At 36.9% G+C, this 22,265-nt stretch carries 17 protein-coding genes; 2 read left to right on the forward strand and 15 right to left on the reverse strand.

Features of this window, described 5'->3' with window-relative positions; all coding sequences use genetic code 11:
* Positions 1-127: 127 nt before the first annotated feature.
* The gene (locus tag RUH95_RS16730) at positions 128-2,254 is read left to right on the forward strand and encodes a type IA DNA topoisomerase (RefSeq protein ID WP_313894040.1); all 2,127 of its coding nucleotides are present in this window, start codon (positions 128-130) and stop codon (positions 2,252-2,254) included.
* Positions 2,255-2,351: 97 nt separating this feature from the next.
* Here RUH95_RS16730 and RUH95_RS16735 read toward each other — a convergent pair whose 3' ends face one another.
* The 11 genes from RUH95_RS16735 to RUH95_RS16785 form a co-directional block, all read right to left on the reverse strand.
* A complete protein-coding gene (locus RUH95_RS16735) occupies positions 2,352-4,037 on the reverse strand; it encodes a methyl-accepting chemotaxis protein (RefSeq protein ID WP_313894041.1) in 1,686 nt (561 codons plus the stop codon).
* Positions 4,038-4,079: 42 nt separating this feature from the next.
* Complete coding sequence (locus RUH95_RS16740; RefSeq protein WP_313894042.1) at positions 4,080-5,003, reverse strand: exonuclease domain-containing protein; 924 nt, start codon at positions 5,001-5,003, stop codon at positions 4,080-4,082.
* Positions 5,004-5,216: 213 nt separating this feature from the next.
* Complete coding sequence (locus tag RUH95_RS16745; RefSeq protein WP_313894043.1) at positions 5,217-5,648, reverse strand: YusW family protein; 432 nt, start codon at positions 5,646-5,648, stop codon at positions 5,217-5,219.
* A 75-nt stretch (positions 5,649-5,723) separates the two neighbouring features.
* Positions 5,724-8,309, reverse strand: a complete 2,586-nt coding sequence (gene mprF / locus RUH95_RS16750; RefSeq protein ID WP_313894044.1) for a bifunctional lysylphosphatidylglycerol flippase/synthetase MprF — start codon at positions 8,307-8,309, stop codon at positions 5,724-5,726.
* Between the two features lie 113 nt (positions 8,310-8,422).
* Positions 8,423-9,421 (reverse strand): YecA family protein, encoded by a 999-nt coding sequence (locus RUH95_RS16755; protein WP_313894045.1) that lies wholly within the window; start codon positions 9,419-9,421, stop codon positions 8,423-8,425.
* A gap of 311 nt (positions 9,422-9,732) precedes the next feature.
* Positions 9,733-10,500 carry a 3-hydroxybutyrate dehydrogenase gene (locus tag RUH95_RS16760; RefSeq protein WP_313894046.1) on the reverse strand — a complete coding sequence of 256 codons (768 nt, stop codon included), beginning with the start codon at positions 10,498-10,500 and terminating at the stop codon, positions 9,733-9,735.
* Between the two features lie 8 nt (positions 10,501-10,508).
* Positions 10,509-11,273, reverse strand: coding sequence for an SDR family NAD(P)-dependent oxidoreductase (locus RUH95_RS16765; RefSeq protein WP_313894047.1), 765 nt, complete (start codon positions 11,271-11,273; stop codon positions 10,509-10,511).
* Entirely contained in the window at positions 11,270-12,214 is a 945-nt protein-coding gene (locus tag RUH95_RS16770; protein WP_313894048.1) for a 3-hydroxyacyl-CoA dehydrogenase family protein, read from the reverse strand. Before RUH95_RS16770 ends, RUH95_RS16765 begins: the two co-directional genes overlap by 4 nt.
* Before the next feature lie 99 nt (positions 12,215-12,313).
* On the reverse strand, positions 12,314-13,636 hold the full coding sequence (locus tag RUH95_RS16775; RefSeq protein ID WP_313894049.1) for a GntP family permease: 1,323 nt from the start codon (positions 13,634-13,636) through the stop codon (positions 12,314-12,316).
* Positions 13,637-13,745: 109 nt separating this feature from the next.
* Positions 13,746-15,023, reverse strand: a complete 1,278-nt coding sequence (gene hisD / locus RUH95_RS16780; RefSeq protein WP_313894050.1) for a histidinol dehydrogenase — start codon at positions 15,021-15,023, stop codon at positions 13,746-13,748.
* Between the two features lie 116 nt (positions 15,024-15,139).
* On the reverse strand, positions 15,140-16,126 hold the full coding sequence (locus tag RUH95_RS16785) for a LacI family DNA-binding transcriptional regulator (RefSeq protein ID WP_313894051.1): 987 nt from the start codon (positions 16,124-16,126) through the stop codon (positions 15,140-15,142).
* Positions 16,127-16,369: 243 nt separating this feature from the next.
* Here RUH95_RS16785 and RUH95_RS16790 point away from each other — a divergent pair, with 243 nt between their 5' ends.
* Positions 16,370-18,511 (forward strand): putative bifunctional diguanylate cyclase/phosphodiesterase, encoded by a 2,142-nt coding sequence (locus RUH95_RS16790; protein WP_313894052.1) that lies wholly within the window; start codon positions 16,370-16,372, stop codon positions 18,509-18,511.
* Positions 18,512-19,080: 569 nt separating this feature from the next.
* On the opposite strand, the gene hxlA is transcribed toward RUH95_RS16790, so the two are convergent.
* From hxlA to RUH95_RS16810, 4 genes are read right to left on the reverse strand one after another with little or no spacing between them, the layout of a single operon-like run.
* Positions 19,081-19,719: a 3-hexulose-6-phosphate synthase gene (gene hxlA / locus RUH95_RS16795; RefSeq protein WP_313894053.1), complete on the reverse strand. Its 639-nt coding sequence runs from the start codon at positions 19,717-19,719 to the stop codon at positions 19,081-19,083.
* Positions 19,719-20,555, reverse strand: coding sequence for an SDR family oxidoreductase (locus RUH95_RS16800; RefSeq protein WP_313894054.1), 837 nt, complete (start codon positions 20,553-20,555; stop codon positions 19,719-19,721). Before RUH95_RS16800 ends, hxlA begins: the two co-directional genes overlap by 1 nt.
* Positions 20,556-20,557: 2 nt before the next feature.
* Entirely contained in the window at positions 20,558-21,628 is a 1,071-nt protein-coding gene (uxuA, locus tag RUH95_RS16805) for a mannonate dehydratase (protein ID WP_313894055.1), read from the reverse strand.
* A complete protein-coding gene (locus tag RUH95_RS16810; protein ID WP_313894056.1) occupies positions 21,625-22,257 on the reverse strand; it encodes a bifunctional 2-keto-4-hydroxyglutarate aldolase/2-keto-3-deoxy-6-phosphogluconate aldolase in 633 nt (210 codons plus the stop codon). Before RUH95_RS16810 ends, uxuA begins: the two co-directional genes overlap by 4 nt.
* Positions 22,258-22,265 lie beyond the last annotated feature (8 nt).

Here is a 22,265-nt window from a genome sequence, read left to right on the forward strand (position 1 = left end):
GATTGTTATATTTTAAATCAAAATATCAAAGGTGACTAAAAATCATTATTCCCCTTAACCTTTCCCTTCAATTTATGCGATAATAATAGAACTAACGTTTCATCTCAAAAAGAAAAGAGGTGTGGTCATGAAACCGGTCATCCTAGCCGAAAAACCATCCCAAGCAAAGGCTTATGCGGATGCTTTTTCTGTCAAACGACATGAAGGTTATTTAGAAATCCTACCTTCCCCTATTTTCCCAGCTGGGGCGTATATTACATGGGGAATCGGTCATCTCGTTGAACTAAAAGAACCAAAAGCATATGATCCGAAATGGAATAGATGGTCACTTAAAAGCTTACCTATTTTGCCTGATCACTATGAATTTCAAATTGCAAAAGGAAAATTCAAGCAGTTTTCTATCGTGAAAAAGCTTATTCGAGAAGCAAGTACTGTCATTAACGCATGTGATGTGGACCGTGAAGGCTCGAATATTTTCTATAGTATATACAACCAAACGGGTGCAAAAGGAAAAACAATTAAACGATTGTGGATAAATTCACTCGAAGTCGAAGAAGTACGAAAAGGGTTTTCAAATTTACTAGATAACCAAAAAGACCTTCTCTTATACGAAGAAGCAAAAGCTCGCCAAATTAGTGACTGGCTTGTTGGTATGAACGGTTCACGATTGTATACATTGCTATTAAAAGAGCAAGGTATCCAAGAAGTGTTTCCAATTGGACGAGTGCAATCACCGACCATCTATCTAATCTATCAACGTCAATTAGAAATTGAGAACTTTGTATCAGAGCCATTTTTTGAAATTGAAAGCACTTTTACTGCAGAACGTGGTGTTTATAAAGGAAAAGCAAAGGAAAAAGAATCCAAAAGAGAAACGATTCGGGAACTGCTTGCCAAACATGAAATACTTCCTAATTCACCTGGAACGATTACTTCTGTGGAGCAATTAGATAAACGCATTCCACCTCCGCAGCTGCACTCGTTATCCACATTACAAGCAACAGCAAATCGCTTGTGGAAAACTAGTCCTGCAAATGTGTTAAAAACGATGCAAGTTCTTTATGAAAAGAAGCTAGTTACGTATCCACGTACTGATTCTAGACATATTACACCAAGTGAATTTGCATATTTAGCTGGACAAGTAAATGATTATCAACAACTTATTGGGCATAACTTTCCCGTTGCGTCACTCGCTCCAAAGAAACGTTATGTGGATAGCTCCAAAGTGCAAGAGCATTACGCCATCATTCCAACTAAAAAGATTCCTTCCGAGGCTATTTTAGGGAGACTATCTAGCATCGAAAGGAATATGTATGAGGAAATTGTTCGCACAACCCTTGCGATGTTTCATAGAGATTATGCATATACCGAAACGAAAGTGACAACTGACGTCAACGGACTTCCCTTCTTCACGACTGGAAAAACGGAGCGTGATAAAGGCTGGAAAGAATTATTTACAAAATCTGAAAAAGAGAAAGATGAACCGACACTTCCTCCACTTACAATGCAGGAAATAGTTCAAAGTGATATCTCAATAAAAGAAGGAAAAACACTCCCTCCAAAACCATACACAGAAGGTCAGCTTATCGCGATGATGAAGACCTGTGGAAAACTTGTGGATGATAAAAATGAAACCGAAATATTAAAAGAAGTAGAAGGGCTTGGAACCGAGGCAACTCGCAGTGGAATTATCGAAACGATTAAGCGCCACAGCTATATAGATGTTTCTAAAAACATTGTTTCCATTACAAATAAAGGACGTGTCCTTTGCCAAGCAATTGAAGGTAATCTACTTGCTAGTCCATCCATGACCGCAAAATGGGAAGCTTATTTAAGGAAAATTGGCAATGGAGAAGGTTCACAGGAACGTTTCCTTGGAAGTATCGCGAAATTTATCCACAGCTTATTAGAAGAAGTTCCGAAACAACTAGAGGCAAAAAAGATTACGATACAATTACCACCTTCTAAAAAAACTTCTTCCAAGTTTAATAGAGAGCCAATCGTACTTTGTCCACAATGCAAAAAAGGCTCTATCATTGCTCAAAAAAGTTTTTATGGTTGCACAGAATATAAAAATGGCTGTAATCAAACATTCAACGGCTACTTTTTGAAGAAAAAAATAACACCTAGCCAGATCAAGCTTCTATGTACAAAAGGCAAAACAAATATGATCAAAGGCTTCGTTGCAGAAAACGGACAAACCTTTAATGCAAGCCTTGCACTTGTAGAAGGAAAATATAAACTGGGGTTTTAGCCAAAAAAGACCGCCAAATTGGCGGCCTTTTTAAATCCATTTGTACAGAAATAGGAATATTTTTCCAACTAAAAATTTTTTCAGCCACTTTTCCCCATTAAATTTTAAAGCGATGTACCATTTCATTAAGCGAATCCGAAACAGTGTTTAAAGACTCTGCAGCCAATTGAATCTCTTCCATGGAAGCTAATTGTTGTTCGGTAGCTGCTGCAATTTCATGTGTATTTTCAGCGTTTTTCTTAGACAATAAAGAAACCTCTTCATATTTTTGTGCAACTTTTGTAAAATCAGAAGTCAGCTGCTCCGTGGCATGAGCAATTTCTTGCACTTTTCCAGATACATTGGAAATAGAATCGATAATCCCTTTAAATTGAACAGAGGTTGTCCTGGTTAAGCTTTTCCCATTATCTACATTCACTTTCACTAACTCGATTGTATGAACTGTTTCTGTCGTTGTTCCTTGAATGCGTGTGATTAATTCTCGAATTTGATTGGCAGATTTGCTAGACTGCTCGGCTAATTTCCGTACTTCTTCTGCTACTACTGCAAATCCTTTGCCATGCTCCCCTGCTCGAGCAGCTTCAATTGCAGCATTTAACGCCAGTAGATTTGTTTGCTCAGCAATTTCATTGATCATTGCTGTTATGTTTCCTATTTGAATTGCATCATCTGCTAATGAATTAATATTTTTATCTGTTTCCCCAACAGAATTATAAATGACATCCATAGAAGCAACCAACTGTTCCACTGATTTCTCTCCGCTGTCTGCCTGAAGACTTACTTCTCCAGTCAATTTTGCTACTTCTGATGTGCTGTGTGTCATATGTTGTAGTCTCTGCAATGAATTATCCACAGATGCGGAACTCTCTTCTAAAATCTGCGTTTGGTCACTTATACTGAAAGAAACATGTTGAATGTTCTCCGCAATTTGGTTCGACGATAATTTGGATTGCTCTGCACTAGCAATAAATTCTTCCGAAGTGGCCGCAGATTGTTCCGACGAAAGACTAATTTGTGAAATCATCACTCTTAATGAAGATAGGAACTGATTGAACGAACTAGCCACTTCCCCTAATTCATCCTTATTTTTCACTGCTATTTGCTTTGTCAAATCGCCATCACCATTTGCGATGTCATTCATTTGCTCTTTTAATTGCCCCAAAGGAACTAATATTGCTTTAAGGAGACCAATTACTAAAATGATGCCAAACACCACTGCTGCTAATGAAACTACAACCAGAATCGTCACACTTAAAGTAGATTGTTCTTTCAAGTTTTCACTTGCCAGATCAGCCTCTGAATCTAACAGTTGTACGAAATCGTTAAATGACGGGTCTAATAAATCTTTGCGAATTCTTCTTTCTTCTCCAAAATGAATTTCATTCGCTTTCGCTGGATTCATCTCGTTATTTTCGACGACTAACTGGGTCTGAGCCCAATACATGTCATAATTTTGTTGAATATCGTCTATTTGTTTCTTATATGTATCATTGCTCGTCAATTCTCTAAGTTGATTGAACTGTAATTGTATGTCATCTGACTTTTCCACCATTTGCTTTGCATAGCTTTGATCACCTGTAAGCAACAAAGCTCTTTCATCATTCGATAGTCCTGCAAGACGATATTGAATATGTTTCGTCGTCTTCTGCATTTCAGTCAAGTCATGCACAGCATTACTTTGTTTGATATTATCCTGTAAAGACCATGTTGCAAATCCACCAATAAGTAAGATGGAGAGAACTAAAATAGAAGTTACCAAAATAAGTCTTGCCTTAATACGCATATACTTTCTCCTTTTATTCACACTAAAATTTTGAACAATAAATTACTTATCGCTAGCCCTTACTAATCTTAGAAAATCTCCTTCACCCATAATTTCTATAGGAATACCTCGCGCGATCATCCCTTCTGCTTTTTGCATTTTTGTACTTTTAATGCCTTGTATATACTTTACTAAATCATTATCTCCAACAACTAGAACATTTGTATGAACATCGACACTACCTTTACAGACTGCTCCACAATTGACTGCTAATTGCGCCGCTTGCACCCTTGTCATCGATAGCATTCTTCCTGTAAATACAATATTAGCGTCGTATAATGGATGTCTTTTATTTGGCATACTATTTGTCGTTTCTAAAAACTGAATGGCAGTATCCTCTTTCTTATTCCTTGTACGTGGCGTTTGTTTTTTTACAGGCGTTGGAGTGCCTATTTTTAATTTGTACAAATTGGATAACTCCCGAACTGAATTTGTGCGACTTTTTTGCATGGCCTCGATTGTAATACGTGCCGCTGCTCGCGCATCTTCTAAAGCATCATGATGTCTTAACGAAATACCTAAATAATTCGCTACGGTCGACAGCTTATGATTGTATAAATTCGGCCAAACCTTTTTCGCCATTTGATAAGAGCATCCATACTCGAAAGCCGGATAAGACTCATGAAAGTTATCTAATGATGCTTTTAAAACGCTTATATCAAAGCTAGCATTATGCGCAATAATTGTTTGATTTTCAACGAATCCTTTAAAATCTGGCCAAAATTCTTCAAACGTTGGCGCACTCATCACCATATCTTCCGTAATTCCATGTATTTGCGTATTATAATAATGAAATTCACTTAATGGATTGATCAATGTATGTATTTCTTCTTTAATCTTGCCATTCTTTACTCGGACAATTCCAATCGAACATACACTTGTCCGTAAACTATTTGCCGTTTCAAAATCTATTGCGACGAAGTCCATTCGTGTCCCTCCTTTTCGAACGCATTTATATAGATTATCTCATATTTTTATGCTCAGATAAAATCCCTCACAGCAATTGGTTGGGGTCAAAATACCTGTTTACCACATAAATTGATATGAACGCCACATAAATTCACTTAAAGTACACATAAACCCTCCTAAAGTACACACAAAAAAAACCGCGAAATTAATCACGGCTAAAATCTACTCTATTTACTTCTGATCAAAATAATCTTTATTATCCCCATCGGAGAATTCTACTTCCAACTCAAAATTTGTATAATCCTCCACTTCGAAGGCCTTGGATACTTTTTCAATCACTTCATCTTTACTCATGTCTTTTGTTAACTCAAGCTCTTTAAATATCGGTTCCAATTCAGAGAATGCTTTGTCACCCTTTAAGTCCAATGGTTCCATTCGATTCACATATTCTGCTTCTGTTTCTGATACATCAATATCAAACGATGCTTCAATTGCATCTTTATGATCTTTTGTATCTACTTCCAAATCAAAAGAGCGAAATCCAAATTCAGTTTCTGCTGTGTCTGCATCTGGTGCATCCTTCACTTGTTCTTTATCTCCACATGCACTTAATAATAAAATCGCCGCTATTAACGCACTTCCATAAATCGAGTATTTTTTCATGATCAATCTCCTCTCAAGATGAATTCTTTTGGAGCTAATTCATGTATAACCAAAAAGAGTGATTTGTAAACAAATTTATGATTTATACAACTTTGAAAACAGGAATATCCACTTGTCTTTATTAGTCGATCTTGAACGAGAAATAAGTAGAGAAACTTGCGCCATCGCAATCGGTAAAGATGCTTTTTTTCGTAACGCCAAATATTTCGGCTGCCACTCGTCCGCATATTTTTCCTTGAACATTTTTAAGCCTTTGAAATGATAGACAGCATGGCCATACAAGAAAATCTGATAAGCAATTTTTTCGCTCAAGAATGAATACTTAGAAATACCTACGTTTGCCAATGGGGCCATACCAAGATTAAATTCCTGAAAGTTGTTTTCTTTACACCATTCAAACAGTTTAATAAATAAGTAATCCATCGTAGCTTTCGGGGCCGCTGAACTATACCTCATCAAGTCTACGGAAACCTTTTTATTGCCATCATATGCAGGCATTAAGTTAGCAAAAGCTACCGTTTTACCTTCTCCATTCACTACAATAGCTATCGGCACTGTTTGTAAATATTTCACATTAAACCACCCTAGAGAAAATCCTTTTTCTTTCCTTCCAGATAACCATTCATCTGACAAAGGCTTCAGACTTTCGACAAATTCCTGTGAATGTGGAGGCTGCATAATTTGAAGATTGTACCCATCTCTTTCTAGCTTATTTTTAGTTGCCCGTAAATTTTTCATCTTTTTCCCGGCAAGATCAAATGAAGGTAGCTCTACCAATGCTTCTTCACCTAATTTAAAGAAGTCATAGCCATTTTCATGGAGATACGAAAACATTTTGGAGGTTACTTGATAATAAACCGGTGTATATCCATACACATTAGCCCGATCATGGAATTCTTCAATCGCACCTGGAATATCTTTTTGCTCCCCAACTAAATCACCTAATACAATTAACTTATCGGAAAACTTTTGAAAAGAAAACATAACTGTTTTGGAATCATTCCAAAATATATATTTATCATGCAAAAAGATTAAATGAGAAACGACTGTACCTTCGTACTTTTCCAAATGCTCTTTAATTTCTCTTTCCAAATGAATCGATTGCTCAAATGGAAAATGACGTGGTCTACTTAACCAATACCCAACAGCCATTATCAAAACAGCAAGAATTAATCCCGCTATAGCACTATTAAACAAATCCGTTGATCCTGTTATAAAAAAGGGCTGTAGCTGCTTTGGAATATCTAAATGAGAAGAAGGTAAATTTGCGTAACCGATAAAAATAAACAAACCTAAAGTAATGGCTATCCCAAAAGTATCCACAAAAACTTTTCCCCATGTAAGCACAATATTCTCTCGATAAAAACGTCTTTTTGACATAAGCAAAATAATAAACACAACTAAAACAAAAATTGCTTCCTCATAGCTAAATCCTTTAGACAATGAAAAAACTGCTGCCGCGACTAATGTAACTGATGTTACATAAAATGCCCATTTTACCCGGTATTGAATGCCTCTCGTTAAAAGTAACAACGAAATACCAAAAGCGACAGTTAGTTGATGCGAAAGATTCATCACAGGTAAAGCCAGCATCTGATTGACAAATTTAATCCTGTTAAGCGCATCTGGAATAGCCGCTGATAATAGCAAAATCACACCTGTAAAAAAAACAAATGTCGTAACAATCCAATGACTAATATGCTGTAAAAGTATCTCTGGAATCTGATTTAGCTTTTGATTCATCTCTTCCCAGAAATAGAGCCCCAAAGAAACTAGGCCAATTAAAGCTGGAATTATAAAATAGCTTACTCTATAAAGTAGCAAAATCAGTAATGTTATTTCATTAGAAACACCAAGACCTTGCATACCTAATAAAAACATTAAATCAAATGATCCAATTCCACCGGGCAGCATGCTAATAATTCCCGCAAACGAAGCAACGATAAACGTTGCAAACAAACCTGTCATCGAAACGGAAATTCCAAGGAAGGAAGTAATCGTATAGATTAATAAAAAAGCAAAACTCCACTCCAAAAGAGAAATAACTGCTAAACTGAAAATCGTTTTACTGCTAATAATTTCTTGCGTTACATCACTTTTTTTCTTTTTAATACTAAATACAAGAACTGGGAAATATAATGCAAGCCCAACGAGAGCAAAGTGAATCCATTTTACTTCTTCAAATATCGGAGTTTTTATAATTCCAAGCAACGGTAACCAACTAAATAAGGACATTCCAGACAAATAAAACAGTGTAACTAATGCAATTCCTTTAACAAGTTCCTTTTTCCCATAACCATGCTGACCATAGAAAAAGGTACGAATCACCATTCCAGCAACTCCGCCAAATCCAATAAAATTCGACATCGTGTTAGCTGTCCAAGAATAGATTATTTTCTTTTTTACCGGTACTTCCATTTGCAAAAAACGGGTCAAGACAAAATCATAAAGAATCATTGGAGTCACGGATAGTATTCCTACAGCAATAATGATTAGTACTTTATATACCGCCAAATCAGTAAAAAGATTATCCAACATTCCAAAATCCAAATTTTTCAAAGCCTGGTTGGATTCGAAATAAAAAATGGCAAGCAATAAAAGAGGAATACCAATTTTTATCAAGCGTGAAAACCATCGTGTCTTCCAAAACTGCGTCATCATTTATCCACTCTTTTCTTTCAAATGATTCTCATTTCAGTTTAAACTTGTTCTTCTTTTAAATCTAGACGAAAAATGCCAAGCGAAACAATCTATTTCACTTGGCATTTCCTATTTTATTTGGCTTCATTCACTCGTGCATAGTAAATATTCAAATCATTATAATATTTATTCAACGAGGAAGGAGATACATTAAACCATTCCGCAATTTCTTTGATCGTCATAACCACCGGTTCAAATAAACCATTTTCTTGACCAAATCGAATAGCTCCAGCAGCAATCGCTACTTCTTTACGAGCTTTCGGCTGTTGCTCTACTAAATAATCTTCTACTACTTCTAAAAGTTTTACATAGTCTCGATTATTTTCCTGCAAGAACTCTATTGCTACTTGTAAAACATTTGCTTCAAAGTGTGTGTACTCTCCACCTTCGTAGCCGTTTTCTCCAAGTAAGCTCCAAAATGAAGTTCCATTTTCCTTTAAAAACGCAGAAGCAGACAATTCACTTTGTGCTTCATATTGCTTCGTAAAATTCACGAACACTTCTTGCTGATCAACAGGGAAGAATATTAAACTAGAAACGGCTAGATAATGATTCTCTTTCAACGTGCCATCTGGCAAAATGAAACAGTACATATTCGCACCAACAGAAACCGGCTTGTCGCTTTCGCGTCTTAGCTGAATCGTTTCCTTCGTCAAAATATGCGTTACCGTCATATAATCTTCCTCGACCTCTACAACTGCTCCAACAAATATTCTTGGCTCACTCCATTGTTCGATTACTTTCAAAATAGACGGACGAACCATTTTCTTTTGCAGTCTTTCCAAATAGCCTGTCCAAATATCAGGTCTGTGATGGAAAAAGAATTCATCTAGCACAATCGCTTCAATCATTTCATGTTCGAGATATTGTTTTAACGAGTTACTCCATGTTTGCACAAGTTCCGCAAACTCTGGAATGTCTTTTCTCTCTGGATACTCGTCATAAAACGCTTGTAAAATTCTTTCTACTTCTTCTGTTTGCACTTCTTCTATTGAAATGGACTCTTTCGTCTCACAACATTTTTTGTATTTCTTTCCACTACCACATGGACAAGGATCATTACGACCAACCACATTAACACGTCCCTTATCAAATTCTAGCTAAAATTTAGCTAAGTGTCTATTTTACCACGATTGACGCCAAATATTAAGGACCGAATGAATTGAGACGTTTTTCACAATAAACACGATTAAAATTTATTCCAACTAAACCTCACATTTTTCCAACTAAAAAATATTTCCCTATCAAAAACGTCATAGAATAATATATAAAAAACATTAATTACTAATATTTAACTTAATAAATCTCGGATTTGTAGCTATTTTTTACTTAGCAAGCAAAAAAGCGGCTGAAAATGACTAAGTCACTTTCAATCGCTTTCACATTATTGCGCCGTATATCCACCATCTAAAATAACCGCTTGTCCAGTCATTCCTTTAGCAGAATCACTCGCCATATATAAAGCCAAATCAGTAATTTCCTTCACTTCAAGCAATCGCTTTTGAGGAACAAGTGGATATAAAACTTCTTCCAATACTTGCTCCACTTGAATATTACGTGTCTTCGCTAAATCTTCAAATTGGTTTCTCACTAATGCAGTATCCACATATCCAGGGCATATTGCATTAGCAGTAATGCCATCCGCCGCCGCTTCTAGTGCTGCAACCTTTGTTAATCCAATCACACCATGCTTCGCTGAATTATATGCAGCTTTCCCTGCAAATCCAATAACACCATTAATCGATGCCATATTAATAATTCGACCGAATTTTTGTTTCCTCATATGAGGTAACGCATGTTTGATCGCGATAAAAGGTGCAGTTAACATAATTTTTACGAGTAATTCGAACTTCTCTGTTGGGAAATCCTCAATCATCGATACATGCTGCATGCCTGCATTATTAATAAGGAAATCAATACGACCGTAAGTCTCTACTGTAAAGTTAATCGCATTTTCAATGTCTGCTTCTTTCGTTACATCACATATAATCCCTTTTGCTCGTCCATTTAACTTCGCTGCAGCCTCATCAACCGCTTCTTGCGTTAAATCCGAAATAACTACATTTGCTCCTGCATCCGAAAATGCTTTTGCTATATCAAAGCCAATACCTCGTGCTGCTCCAGTAATAAACAAAACTTTTCTTTCCATCATATACCCTCCTAAATAGCAGTCCAGCCGCCATCTACTTTTATCGTTTCACCTGTTACAAAATTAGCTAAATCCGATGCTAAATATAAAACTGCTCCAGAAATATCCTTTGGTTGGGACAGCCCCTCTAAAAGTATACGTCTTTCCACATCTTCTTTAAATGCTTGATCCTCAAACATCTTTTCAGTAAGCTCTGTTTCAATAAAAGTCGGTGCAACTGCATTCACTTTAATACCAAGCTTCGCCCACTCTACAGCAAGTGCCTTCGTCATTTGCACGAGACCACCTTTACTTGAACAGTATGCAGCACGCTTATAATAGCCTACAAATGCCATTTGAGAAGCGATATTAATAATTTTTCCACTTTTTTGAGCAACCATATATTTTGCAACTGCTTGGCTAGCGAAAAAGACAGATTTTAAATTTAAGTCCAGTACAGTATCCCAATCCGCTTCCGTTACTTCTAGCGAAGGTTTAGCAATATTAACTCCTGCATTATTCACGAGTACGTCAACCGTACCAAATGTTTCAGCAGCCGTGTCAATCATCGCTTTTACATTGGCGATATCACTCAAATCACCTTGAATGGCAATACATTTATCATTAAAAACATGTAGTTCACTTAGTGCTTCATTCAAAACGGTTTGGTCCCGCCCAGAAATAACAACATTTGCATTCAACTTGGCAAAAGTCAGTGCAATATCTTTTCCAATGCCTTTACTTCCACCCGTTACGACAACTGTTTTGTTTGCAAGCTCAGAGAAAAATGTGCTCATTTTTTTCCCTCCCCTTTTAAATCATTTTTCAAGAAATGGATTAATGTTTGCTCACGCTCTGCATTTTTTTGCTCTGAAAAATCTGTACCCCACGAATAAAACCCTTCTCCGTTTTTATCACCAAACTTATTCTCTTCTACTAATTTTGTCAGCACCGTTCCTGACTTCTGATATGTACTTAAATCCTCAAACAAATAATTGGAGATTGCCGAAAATACATCTAATCCTCCCATATCCGCCGACATAAGTGGACCTGTCACAGGCAAACGACGACCAATACTATACGTCACTGCTGCATCAATATCTTCCTTCGTCGCAACACCCGCATCCAGAATCGACTGTGCTTCGCGGAATAGTGCATATTGCAGACGATTACCGATAAAACCTGGAATCTCTTTATTGAGTAAGATTGGTTGTTTATTCATATCCTTCATTGCTTGCATTGCACGCTCTACCGTTTGTGAATCCGTATTTTCCCCTTTGACTACTTCCACTAACGGGATCAAATGCCCTGGATTCCAAAAATGTGTTACGACAAAGCGATTTGGATGTTCCATTTCTTCTGCTAGCAAACTTGGTTTAAAGCCAGAAGTATTACTTGCAATGACAACATCCTTATCTACAAGGGTTTCGATTTTTTTGTACATTTCTTTTTTCATTTCCAAAACTTCTGGAATTACTTCTATGATAAATGTCGACTGTGCAATTACATCTTCCAATGAAATAGATAACTCGATATTTTGTCGAATGCGATTTGCTTCCTCTTGATCGAAAACATCATTGTCTGTCATCACTTTTAGCTTATTTTGTAAACCTTTATGTGCATTTTCAATATCTTTTTCATTAACCCCATAAACTTTCACTTGCATACCTGCCCAAGCAGCTGATAATGCGATAGAATGCCCCATTGTACCGCACCCAATAATTGATACGTTTTCCATAAACTCCACACCCTTTTCATTATTTCGTCTATAACTACATATACCCAACAAACTTATTATATAGTTTGTTGGGTATAAGTTTAATTGGATTACATAAAATTAAATTCCAAGACCAAATGAGAATAAAATTACCGCTAAAATAACACCTAAAATTGGCACTACTACAGTTAATGCTCCAAACGCAGGATATGCGTCTTTATGCGTTTCACCAGCAATAGATCGGATCGTTGTAACAACATATCCACCTTGTGGAAGTGAATCTAATGATCCAGATGCAATCGAAACAGATCTATGCAAGGCTTCCGCATTCACGCCTAGGTCCAAATAATGTGGTGCTAAAAGTGGTAATGCAATTGCTTGGCCACCCGATGAAGAACCTGTTAATCCTGCTATAACCGCAACAGCTAGTGCTCCACCTATTAAAGGACTACCCGGAATGTCTGTCATAAAACCTACTGCCGATGTAAATGCAGGTGTAGCTTTTACAACTCCACCAAATCCAACAACTGCTGCCGTGTTAGCAATTGCAACAACAGCACCCATTGCTCCATCTCCAAGAGCTTTCCCGAAGTTTTGGAAATACTTTCTGTTGATCAGGTATGTCGCTAAAATACCACCAGTTAAAGCGATGATTAAAGCAGAAGTTCCAAGTGAATCATGGAAGAAGAATGAAATTATTAATACGACTACTAATGGAATCATACTAAGCAGCGGATTTGGTAATTCCGTGCGAATTTCCCCTGTCGGATCTGTATCTCTGCTAACAAACTTCTCGCCTTTTGACGTTGCTTTTGTAATCATTTTTTTCAGCCACCAGTAACCAAAAGCAGCCATAAATACTGCAACGATAAAACTTACTTCCCATCCAGCATATGGAGAAGTTCCTAAAAACTCAATTGGAATCCAGTTTTGGATTTCAGGAGAACCTGCTGAAGTCATTGTGAAAGTTGTAGAACCGAAACCAAGTGCCGCTGGTATAAAGCGACGTGGTAAATCTGCTTGTTTAAATAAACTTAAAGCCATTGGATAAACAGAGAACGCTACAACGAACAGGCTCACGCCTCCATAAGTTAATACCGCACAGGCAATAACAACAGCTAGAGCTGCACGTTTCATACCAATTTTGCTAACAATCCATTGAGACACGCTATCAGCTGCCCCACTATCTTCCATTACTTTACCGAAGATCGCACCTGTTAAGAACATTAAATACCATGATGCGATGAATCCTGTAAATCCTGTCATATAGTTTGTTAAAAAGTTTGCCGCTCCCTCTTCAGCCAGTTGTGGAAAAAGTGGCAAGCCATTTAATAATCCAACAAGTAAAGCTGTAAGTGGTGCTGCAATAAGAAGGTTCATCCCTCTCATTGTTAAATAAATCAGCAGAGCTAATCCGCCAAATAAACCTATCATCCCTAACATTCAAGTTCCCCCAATACCCTTTATCAAATTTATCTTGACGTATTTGAATCCAGATTTTGTATCGAACTCTTTCGATACAAAATCTGTAACATCCGCCAAAGGCTTTGAATTATTTCTTTCCGTATCTTCTCACGCGAAGAAGTGCTTGTTCAGCATGTCCTGCAAAGTTTTCTAATTGACATAGACGTGCAGCATATTCCCCAATATATGCACTAGCTTCTGGAGTTACTTTTTGATACGTAACTGTTTTGATGAATTTACCTACCCATAGTCCTCCAGTGTAGCGAGCTGCACCTTTTGTTGGCAATGTGTGGTTTGTTCCAATTACTTTATCTCCGTATGCAACGTTTGTTTCTGGCCCTAAGAATAAGCAACCATAATTCGTCATATTTTCAAGGAAGTAGTTTGGATCTTCCGTTAAAATTTCAACATGTTCAAATGCTAAACGATCTGCTTCAATACGAGCTTCTTCAATAGAATCTACTAATAGAATTTGTCCGTAATCTTCCCATGAAACTCTTGCAACATCAGCAGTTGGAAGTGTTTGCAGTTGACGTTCAATTTCTTTCACTGTCTCATCTGCTAGTTCTTGCGAAGTTGTTATCAGTGCTCCTGGAGAAGTTGGTCCATGCTCACCTTGTCCTAAAATATCCGTAGCAACCATTTCAGCATCTGCAGTATGATCCGCAACAACTAATGTTTCTGTTGGTCCAGCGAATAAATCGATTCCTACACGGCCGTATAATTGACGTTTTGCTTCTGCAACAAACGCATTACCTGGTCCAACAATCATATCTACAGAATCTATTGTTTCAGTTCCAATTGCCATTGCTGCCATTGCTTGAATTCCACCTAATAAGTAAATCTCATCCGCACCAGCTAATGACATTGCTGCAATTGTTGCGTGTGGAATTTCTCCATTAATTGGTGGAGTACAAGCGATAACACGTTTTACTCCTGCAACTTTTGCTGTCAAAACACTCATATGAGCAGAAGCTACCATTGGATAACGACCACCTGGAATATAACAACCTACACTGCTAACTGGAATATTTTTATGTCCTAATATAACACCAGGAATATTTTCTACTTCTACATCATTTAATGAAGCCAGTTGTGCTTCTGCAAATTCTTTAATATTTTTTTGCGCAAATTTAATATCTTCAATCACTTCAGCTGGAACCTTAGAAACGATTTCATTTATTTGTGCTTCTGTTAAACGGAATGATTCAGGAGTCCATTTATCGAATTTTTCTGATAATTCTAGGACTGCTTGGTCTCCTCTTGTTTCTACATCTTTTATTGCTTCCGACACTATTTGAGAAACTTTAAAATCGTTTGCACTTACCTCTTCTTGTGGTTTACCTGCTTTTAATACTTTCACCATTGTTACTCCTCCTTTTTTTGAAAACGTATACATTTACAAAAATAAAATATTTGCATACGTATGCAAAAAGCTATAAGAGAAGGTTATTCTAAAATTCCATATTAGTCAACCCCTTTTTAAGTTGTTTTTCGCACAATTAACTCTCCATCTATCTCAATATTCTCTGAATATCCAGTATAGCTCTCGATTTCCCCCATTAAATATTCTACTGTTTTCTCAACCATTTCATTAATCGGCTGTTCCCAAGTCGTTAAATTATATGTCGGCCAAGATGCCATCTCAATATTGTCAAAGCCAATTACTTTTGTTTCAAGAGGGATGGAAATAGCATTTTCTCGTAGAGCATCGACAACCCCTAAGGCCATAATATCATTCGCCACAAAAAAACCAGCAGGTACTTGCTTTTTCTCTACTATTTCCATTGCTGTACGGTAACCACCTTCATAAGTATAGTCTGAAGTATACTTTGTATAGGAAATTTGATGCTTCTCAAGAATTGATGTGAAACCAATTTCACGTTCTCTACTAGTAGACGTATTGGCATTTCCTGAGATATAGACTAATTCCGAACAACCTTCGGCAATAAAAAAATTTGCAATTTCCTTACTAGCTTCTAAGTTATTACAGCAAACAGAATAAAACTTGTTATGCTCAATTTTTCGGTTAAAAAGTACTAACGGTATTTTATTTTCTTTGAAATCTTCCATTGCAGGTAAAGACAAAGATGCATCTGTAATAATAACTGCTGCAACATGATAATTTAATAATATTTCAATATCGTCCTTTTGAATTTCGTCATTATTTGTATGAACAAATAAAATACTATAGCCTAAATTTTTAAATGAAGATGTAAATTGTTTTAAAACTTGCGGGTAAAATGGATTTTCTACCCCCTTCATCACAAGTCCTATAATTTTTGTACGATTTGTAATAAGGCTACGTGCAAACTCATTTGGTCGATATCCTAATTCGTTCGCTGCTTCTAGTACTTTTCTCCGCGTTTTCGGTGAGACAGAAGCTCCTTCAAAATATACTCTAGAAACAGAAGATTGAGATACGCCCGCTAATTTTGCTACATCATTTGCTGTAACATTCTGCTTCACATGAAACACATCCTTTTAAACTAGTTTTTTTAAAACTATACTATTTATCTTTGCATATGCAAATAGAATAACACTCCATTTATCAAATTTAAAACCTACATTTGGAAGTATCACTGTATTTTATCTATTTTTTATCATACTATTAGATATATCAACTAAATAGTCAGATATCATTAAATTATACTTAAAATCGATAGTTACAAATAACTATAAAATAACCACTACGTCTGAAGGAGCATAAAAATGGTGTTTAATGAGAAGTCAGAATTACTTTATCGTTCTTTGTACGAATATAACCCTGATGTTGTTTATTTCGTAAATGAGTTAGGCCAGTTAATTCAAACTAATGATGAATTTTTTAAAGTCCTAGGATATTTAAACGAAACGGAAATACAGTCAATTGATTTATTACTTCCTTCTTCCCAAAAAAGCTTGTATACAGAAGCTTTTCGCAAATCTGTTTCTGGCATTTCACAAAGTTTTAATATTGAGTTTATACATAAAGATGGGCAAATAGTTATTATGGATCTTACACTTATACCAGCAAAATTAAAAGAAGGTATCCAAGGTATTTTCGGAATCGCCAAGGATATTACAAAATATATAGAGGCAGAAAAATTAAACAAGTACTTAGCAAATTATGATTTTCTTACAAAACTACCCAATAGAAGACTATTCCAAGAAGAACTGGATCAAAAACTAATCATTAGTCACACATTAAATCAAAAAGTAGCTGTTATGTATTTAGATTTAGACCGCTTTAAATATATTAATGACACGCTTGGTCACACTTTAGGCGATAAATTACTAGAGCAAATTGCAATCCGATTAAAGAAAAATCTCCGGAAAGATGCAATAATTGCACGTTTAGGCGGAGATGAATTCGGAATTTTATTGCCAGATTTTTATATGCAACAGGCGGAAGAACAGTCAAAAAGCATCATTAAATCATTCGATGAGCCGTTTCTTGTAGATAATTATAAACTTTTTGTTACGACAAGCATCGGAATCAGTATATATCCCCATGACGGAGAAGATTCACTCACTCTCATGAAAAATGCAGATTCCGCCTTATACAAAGCAAAAGAATTAGGGAAAAACAATTTCCAAGTATACTCTTCTTCTTTAAATGCACAAACGTACAAGATCTTTTCATTAGAATCCACCCTTCGAAATGCAATTGAACTAAATCAACTAGAATTATATTATCAACCTAAAGTTTGTTCAACTACTTATAAAATCATCGGTGCAGAGGCACTTATTCGTTGGAATCACCCGGAATGGGGACTTGTATCACCTAACGAATTTATACCATTAGCAGAAGAAACTGGTCTTGATAACGAAATTGGCAACTGGGTTAAACGGACTGCCTGCAGGCAAAACAAGCAGTGGCAAAATGCTGGATTACCGAAAATTCCAGTCTCTATTAATCTATCAGCAAATCGATTTTTAGAACAAAGCTTCCTCCCAAGTATAGTAACGACGTTGGAAGAAACAAAATTAGAAGCAAAATATTTGGAAGTAGAAATTATCGAAACGTCCTTATTAGAAAATGCAAAATCTGTTTTTTCTGTTCTCGATGAAATTCGGAGTTTAGGCATTAAAGTTGCTTTAGATGATTTCGGTACGGGCTTCTCTTCTCTTTCTACATTACAACGATTCAAAGATCGAATTGATATTCTTAAAATTGACCGTGCATTTATTAATGAATTAAGTGAATTGGAAACAGACGATTCCAATTTCATTACGAATATGATGATACAATTATCTCAACAATTTAATATGGAGGTAGTTGCTGAAGGGGTGGAAACTTCCGAACAACTGCATGTGTTAGAAGATTATAATTGCAATACAATCCAAGGTTACTTATTTTCCAAACCTGTACCTGCTGCTGATTTTGAAAAACTATTGCGAAAAGGAATATTAACGCCATTAGAAAGCAGTAGATCCGAAGAGGAATTTACCAATCAAGGCAAGGATTTTAGATTAGTATTAGAGCATCCTGTCATTTCATCTATGCGGTTAACTCAAATCCGAAGAAAAAAAGTCGAAATTGGTGCAATGGAAGTGTTGATGGAAGAAATTTGTACAAGAAGATTACGATTTTCATCCAATATCAAGCTAACAGTAAGTCCAGCAATTATTTTGGAGTTGAAAACGGTTATTTTAGGTGAAGCATTGAAAATGGTTGGTTCTATTTCTCAAGTAAAGGAACTAAAGTCTGGCGTTTATCAGTATGAATTAGAGTATATTATAAAAGAAAATGAGCGGACGAAATTAGCTTCCAGGTTAAATAAATTAAATGACCTTCTCCAAGAATCTCCACTCAATCCTACTAGTGGTTCTGTGCAAGTAGATAAATATGCATTTTTCAGTAAAAACTAGAAACATCTTAGCGACACTGTTTCCGGCTCACTCCAGGCTTCACATTGGGCTATACGATGAACGGGGAAACTTTTAAAGCTTGCTGAAAGTGGCTGCGTCACTTCCAACAAGCCTTTTTTCGGTCATCGTATGGCAAATGTTCGCCTCCCGCTCGCTAGAAAATTCCGTGCCAAGTTGTTAAATATTTTTGGCAATAGGAGAAGCAAGTCAGTTCTATCTACTTTGCAGGCCGCCAAAGATACAATTCTGGCGGCTATTTGTAGGTTTTTAGAAAGAGACACTTCTATATTTGGACAGAAAGTGGAGAAGTAGATGACAAATTCAACTAATACGAGTAGAGAGAACATGAATACACACCTATGAGCAAGATGGATGTAGTGAAAAGACGGCGACTCGGGCGAGAAAAGCGCGAGCTGAAAGCCCCGCAGTGCACAGTGACGAGGAGATTGAAGCCGTGCCCGTCGAAAGCGCCCGGCTTGTAACGGAATCCACTTCATCGATCCCTACTCTTAAAAAAGCAGTTGGAATGAACTTATTCCAACTGCCTTTTATCTTTGGCCTAAACAAATTTAATTCATTTTCGTAGCATGTGAAAGCAACTTCGCATTAGCCTCTGGATCTGTATTTCCAGTAATAAATCCACCAACAATTAGAACATCTACACCTGCTGATAGAAGCTCTGAAGCTGTCTTATCGGTCACTCCACCTGCAACCGCAATACGAATACCTTCCAAACCTTCTACTAACTGAAACAAAGAAGATGTCGCTAATTCACCATCTTGTTGCATATCTTTCCCAACGTGAAGACAGAAAAGTCTCGCACCAAGTGTATAAATTTCCTTCACTCGGTCAGCGTTTTCTATACCAAGTAGATCGATCATCACTTCTCCACCATACTCAGTTGCAACTTCTAAACATTGCTTGATCGTCGCATTCGGAGCGAATCCCATAACAGTCGTTATATTTGCACCTGACTTGAAAGCCTGTATACTTTCATGTTTTCCAGCATCACAAGTTTTCATATCCGCTACAATCGTCTTATCGGGAAAACGAACGTTTAATTCGCGAACAGCAGTCATGCCATACTCTTTTATGACACCTGTACCAACTTCAATCCAGTCAATATACTTTTCAGTTTTCTCCACTAAATTAATACAGTCTTCTATCGCCATTCTATCTAAAGCCAGTTGAATTTTAATCGTATCCATTACACACCTGAATACGCCATGAATCCGCCGTCAACAGGTACTGTAATACCGGTTACGAATCCTGAGTAGGAACTATCTACTAACCATAGCATCGTGCCTAATAAGTCCTCTGGCTTCCCAAACTTCTTCATAGGAGTGCTCGTTATTATTTTTTCAGATCTAGATGTGTATGTTCCATCTTCATTCAACAAAAGGTTTTTGTTTTGAGTTGTTAAAAAGAAGCCTGGAGCAATCGCATTTACACGCAATCCTGTTTCTGCGAAATGCACCGCCATCCACATTGTAAAATTGTTGATCGCAGCTTTTGCAGCACTATACGCTGGAACTTTTGTCATAGGAGAATACGCACTCATCGAAGAAACGTTTAAAATAATAGATGAATCATTTTTCAACAATTCACGACCAAAAACTTGGCTTGTTAAAAAAGAACCAGTAAAGTTTGTCGCAAATACTTGCGTAAATCCGTTTTCCTCTAAGTCAAAAAATGACTTCTCCGCCTTGTCACCATCATATGTCTCTACGGAAGTAACTGCGTCAGGATGATTTCCACCTGCTCCATTTATCAAAATATCCACTCGACCGAACTTTTCAACTATTAAATGACGCGCACTTTCTAATGAAGAACGATCAAGAACGTCTGCAGCGACAGCAATGGCTTCTCCACCATTTGCAACAATCGCCTCTGCAACATCTTTTCCTTTTTCCTCTGTACGATTTAAAATGGCTACTTTAACGCCGTGTCTTGCTAACTCTATAGCCATTCGGGAACATAATACTCCGCTCCCACCAGTAATGACTGCTACTTGTCCAGACAAGTTTTCGTGTATAGGTATCATTATTAATCCTCCTGTTTACTCACCTTAAAAGCATCCCATAAGCCATGAAGATACATAATTCCTAAAGCACGATCATATAAACCATATCCTGGACGGCATTTCTCTCCCCATAAATGACGACCATGATCCGGTCGAACATATCCGTCATAGTCAATTGCAGCAAGTTCTTTCACTACATTTGTAATATCTATTGAGCCATCTTCCGTTAAATGAGAAGTTTCGATAAAATCTCCATTATCGAATATTTTCACATTACGAATATGAGCAAAAGGTGAATATTGTGCATATTTCGAAGCTAAATCAACCATATTGTTTGATGGATTTGCACCAAGTGATCCTGTACAAAAAGTCAGACCATTCGATTTTGAATCTGAAATAGCTAGTAAGCGTTTAATGCCTGCTTCACCAGTCATAATACGAGGCAAACCAAAAATAGGCCATGGTGGATCATCTGGATGAATACCCATTCTAATTCCACACTCTTCTGCTACCGGCAGTATCGCTTGTAAGAAATAGCTTAGATTTTCCCATAGCTGCTCTTCATCTACTTCTTTATACGCTTCAAACAACTCACCAATGCGAGCCATTTTTTCAGGCTCCCATCCAGGTAAAGTTAAGTCGCTCGCATCAGCAACTGTTTTCACTAACTCAAGTGGGTCCAGCCCTTCTACTTTTGCTTTTTCATAGAATAATGCCGTCGATCCGTCTGGTAATGGATGGTACATATCTGTTCTTGTCCAATCAAATACCGGCATGAAATTATAACAAATAACCTTTACCCCAAATTTGGATAAGTTGCGGATTGTTTCTTTATAATTTTCTATAAACAGATCTCGCTCTGCATTACCGAGTTTAATCGCTTCATGAATGTTCACACTTTCCACAACATCTGCATGAAATCCAAAAGATTGAATATATTCTATTTCGGAACGAATCTCTTCCATTTCCCAAACATCACCAGCCGGTTTTGAATGAAGCGCCCAAACAATACCTTTCACATTCGGAATTTGCTTCACTTGTTCAAGTGTTACCGTATCATTTCCGCGTCCATACCAACGAAAAGTCATATTCATCTTTTGTCACCTCCAGTTTGTTCTATATATTGTTTCGCAAGTTCAGTAACAGCACTTGCACCATTTTGACGGTAAGCTTTCGTTAAGTCACTACCAATACCAACTGCCACCGCTCCAGCATCTAACCATGCATTCGCATTTTTCAATGAAATACCACCCGTTGGCATCACTCGTACGTTCGGTAATGGTCCATTTACAGAACTAATAAAGCTCGGTTCAAATTGATTCGCAGGAAACAGCTTGATGATATCGCATCCACTTTCAACCGCACGTAAAATTTCAGCAATTGTCATACAGCCCGGGAAATAAGGAACACTATATCGATTACATAGTTTCGCAATATTTTCATCAAAATTCGGACTTACAATAAATTGTGCACCATTTAATATAGCATCTCTTGCAGTTTCAGAATCTAGAACAGTCCCTGCTCCGATAACTGCATCTTCGTCTATTAATGCCTCAAAAACTTTTCTTACTTGTGGAGTTGTATAAGTTACTTCAATTGCATTAATACCACCTGCAATTGCTGCTTTTGAAACAGCAATTGCTTCCTCAAAAGAGCTACCACGGACAACTGCTACAACCTTCTCGTTTACAGCCTTTTTTATACTTTCATACTTTGGAAACATGCTCTTCC

Source organism: Psychrobacillus sp. (assembly GCF_032154225.1).
Classification (GTDB): Bacteria; Bacillota; Bacilli; order Bacillales_A; family Planococcaceae; genus Psychrobacillus.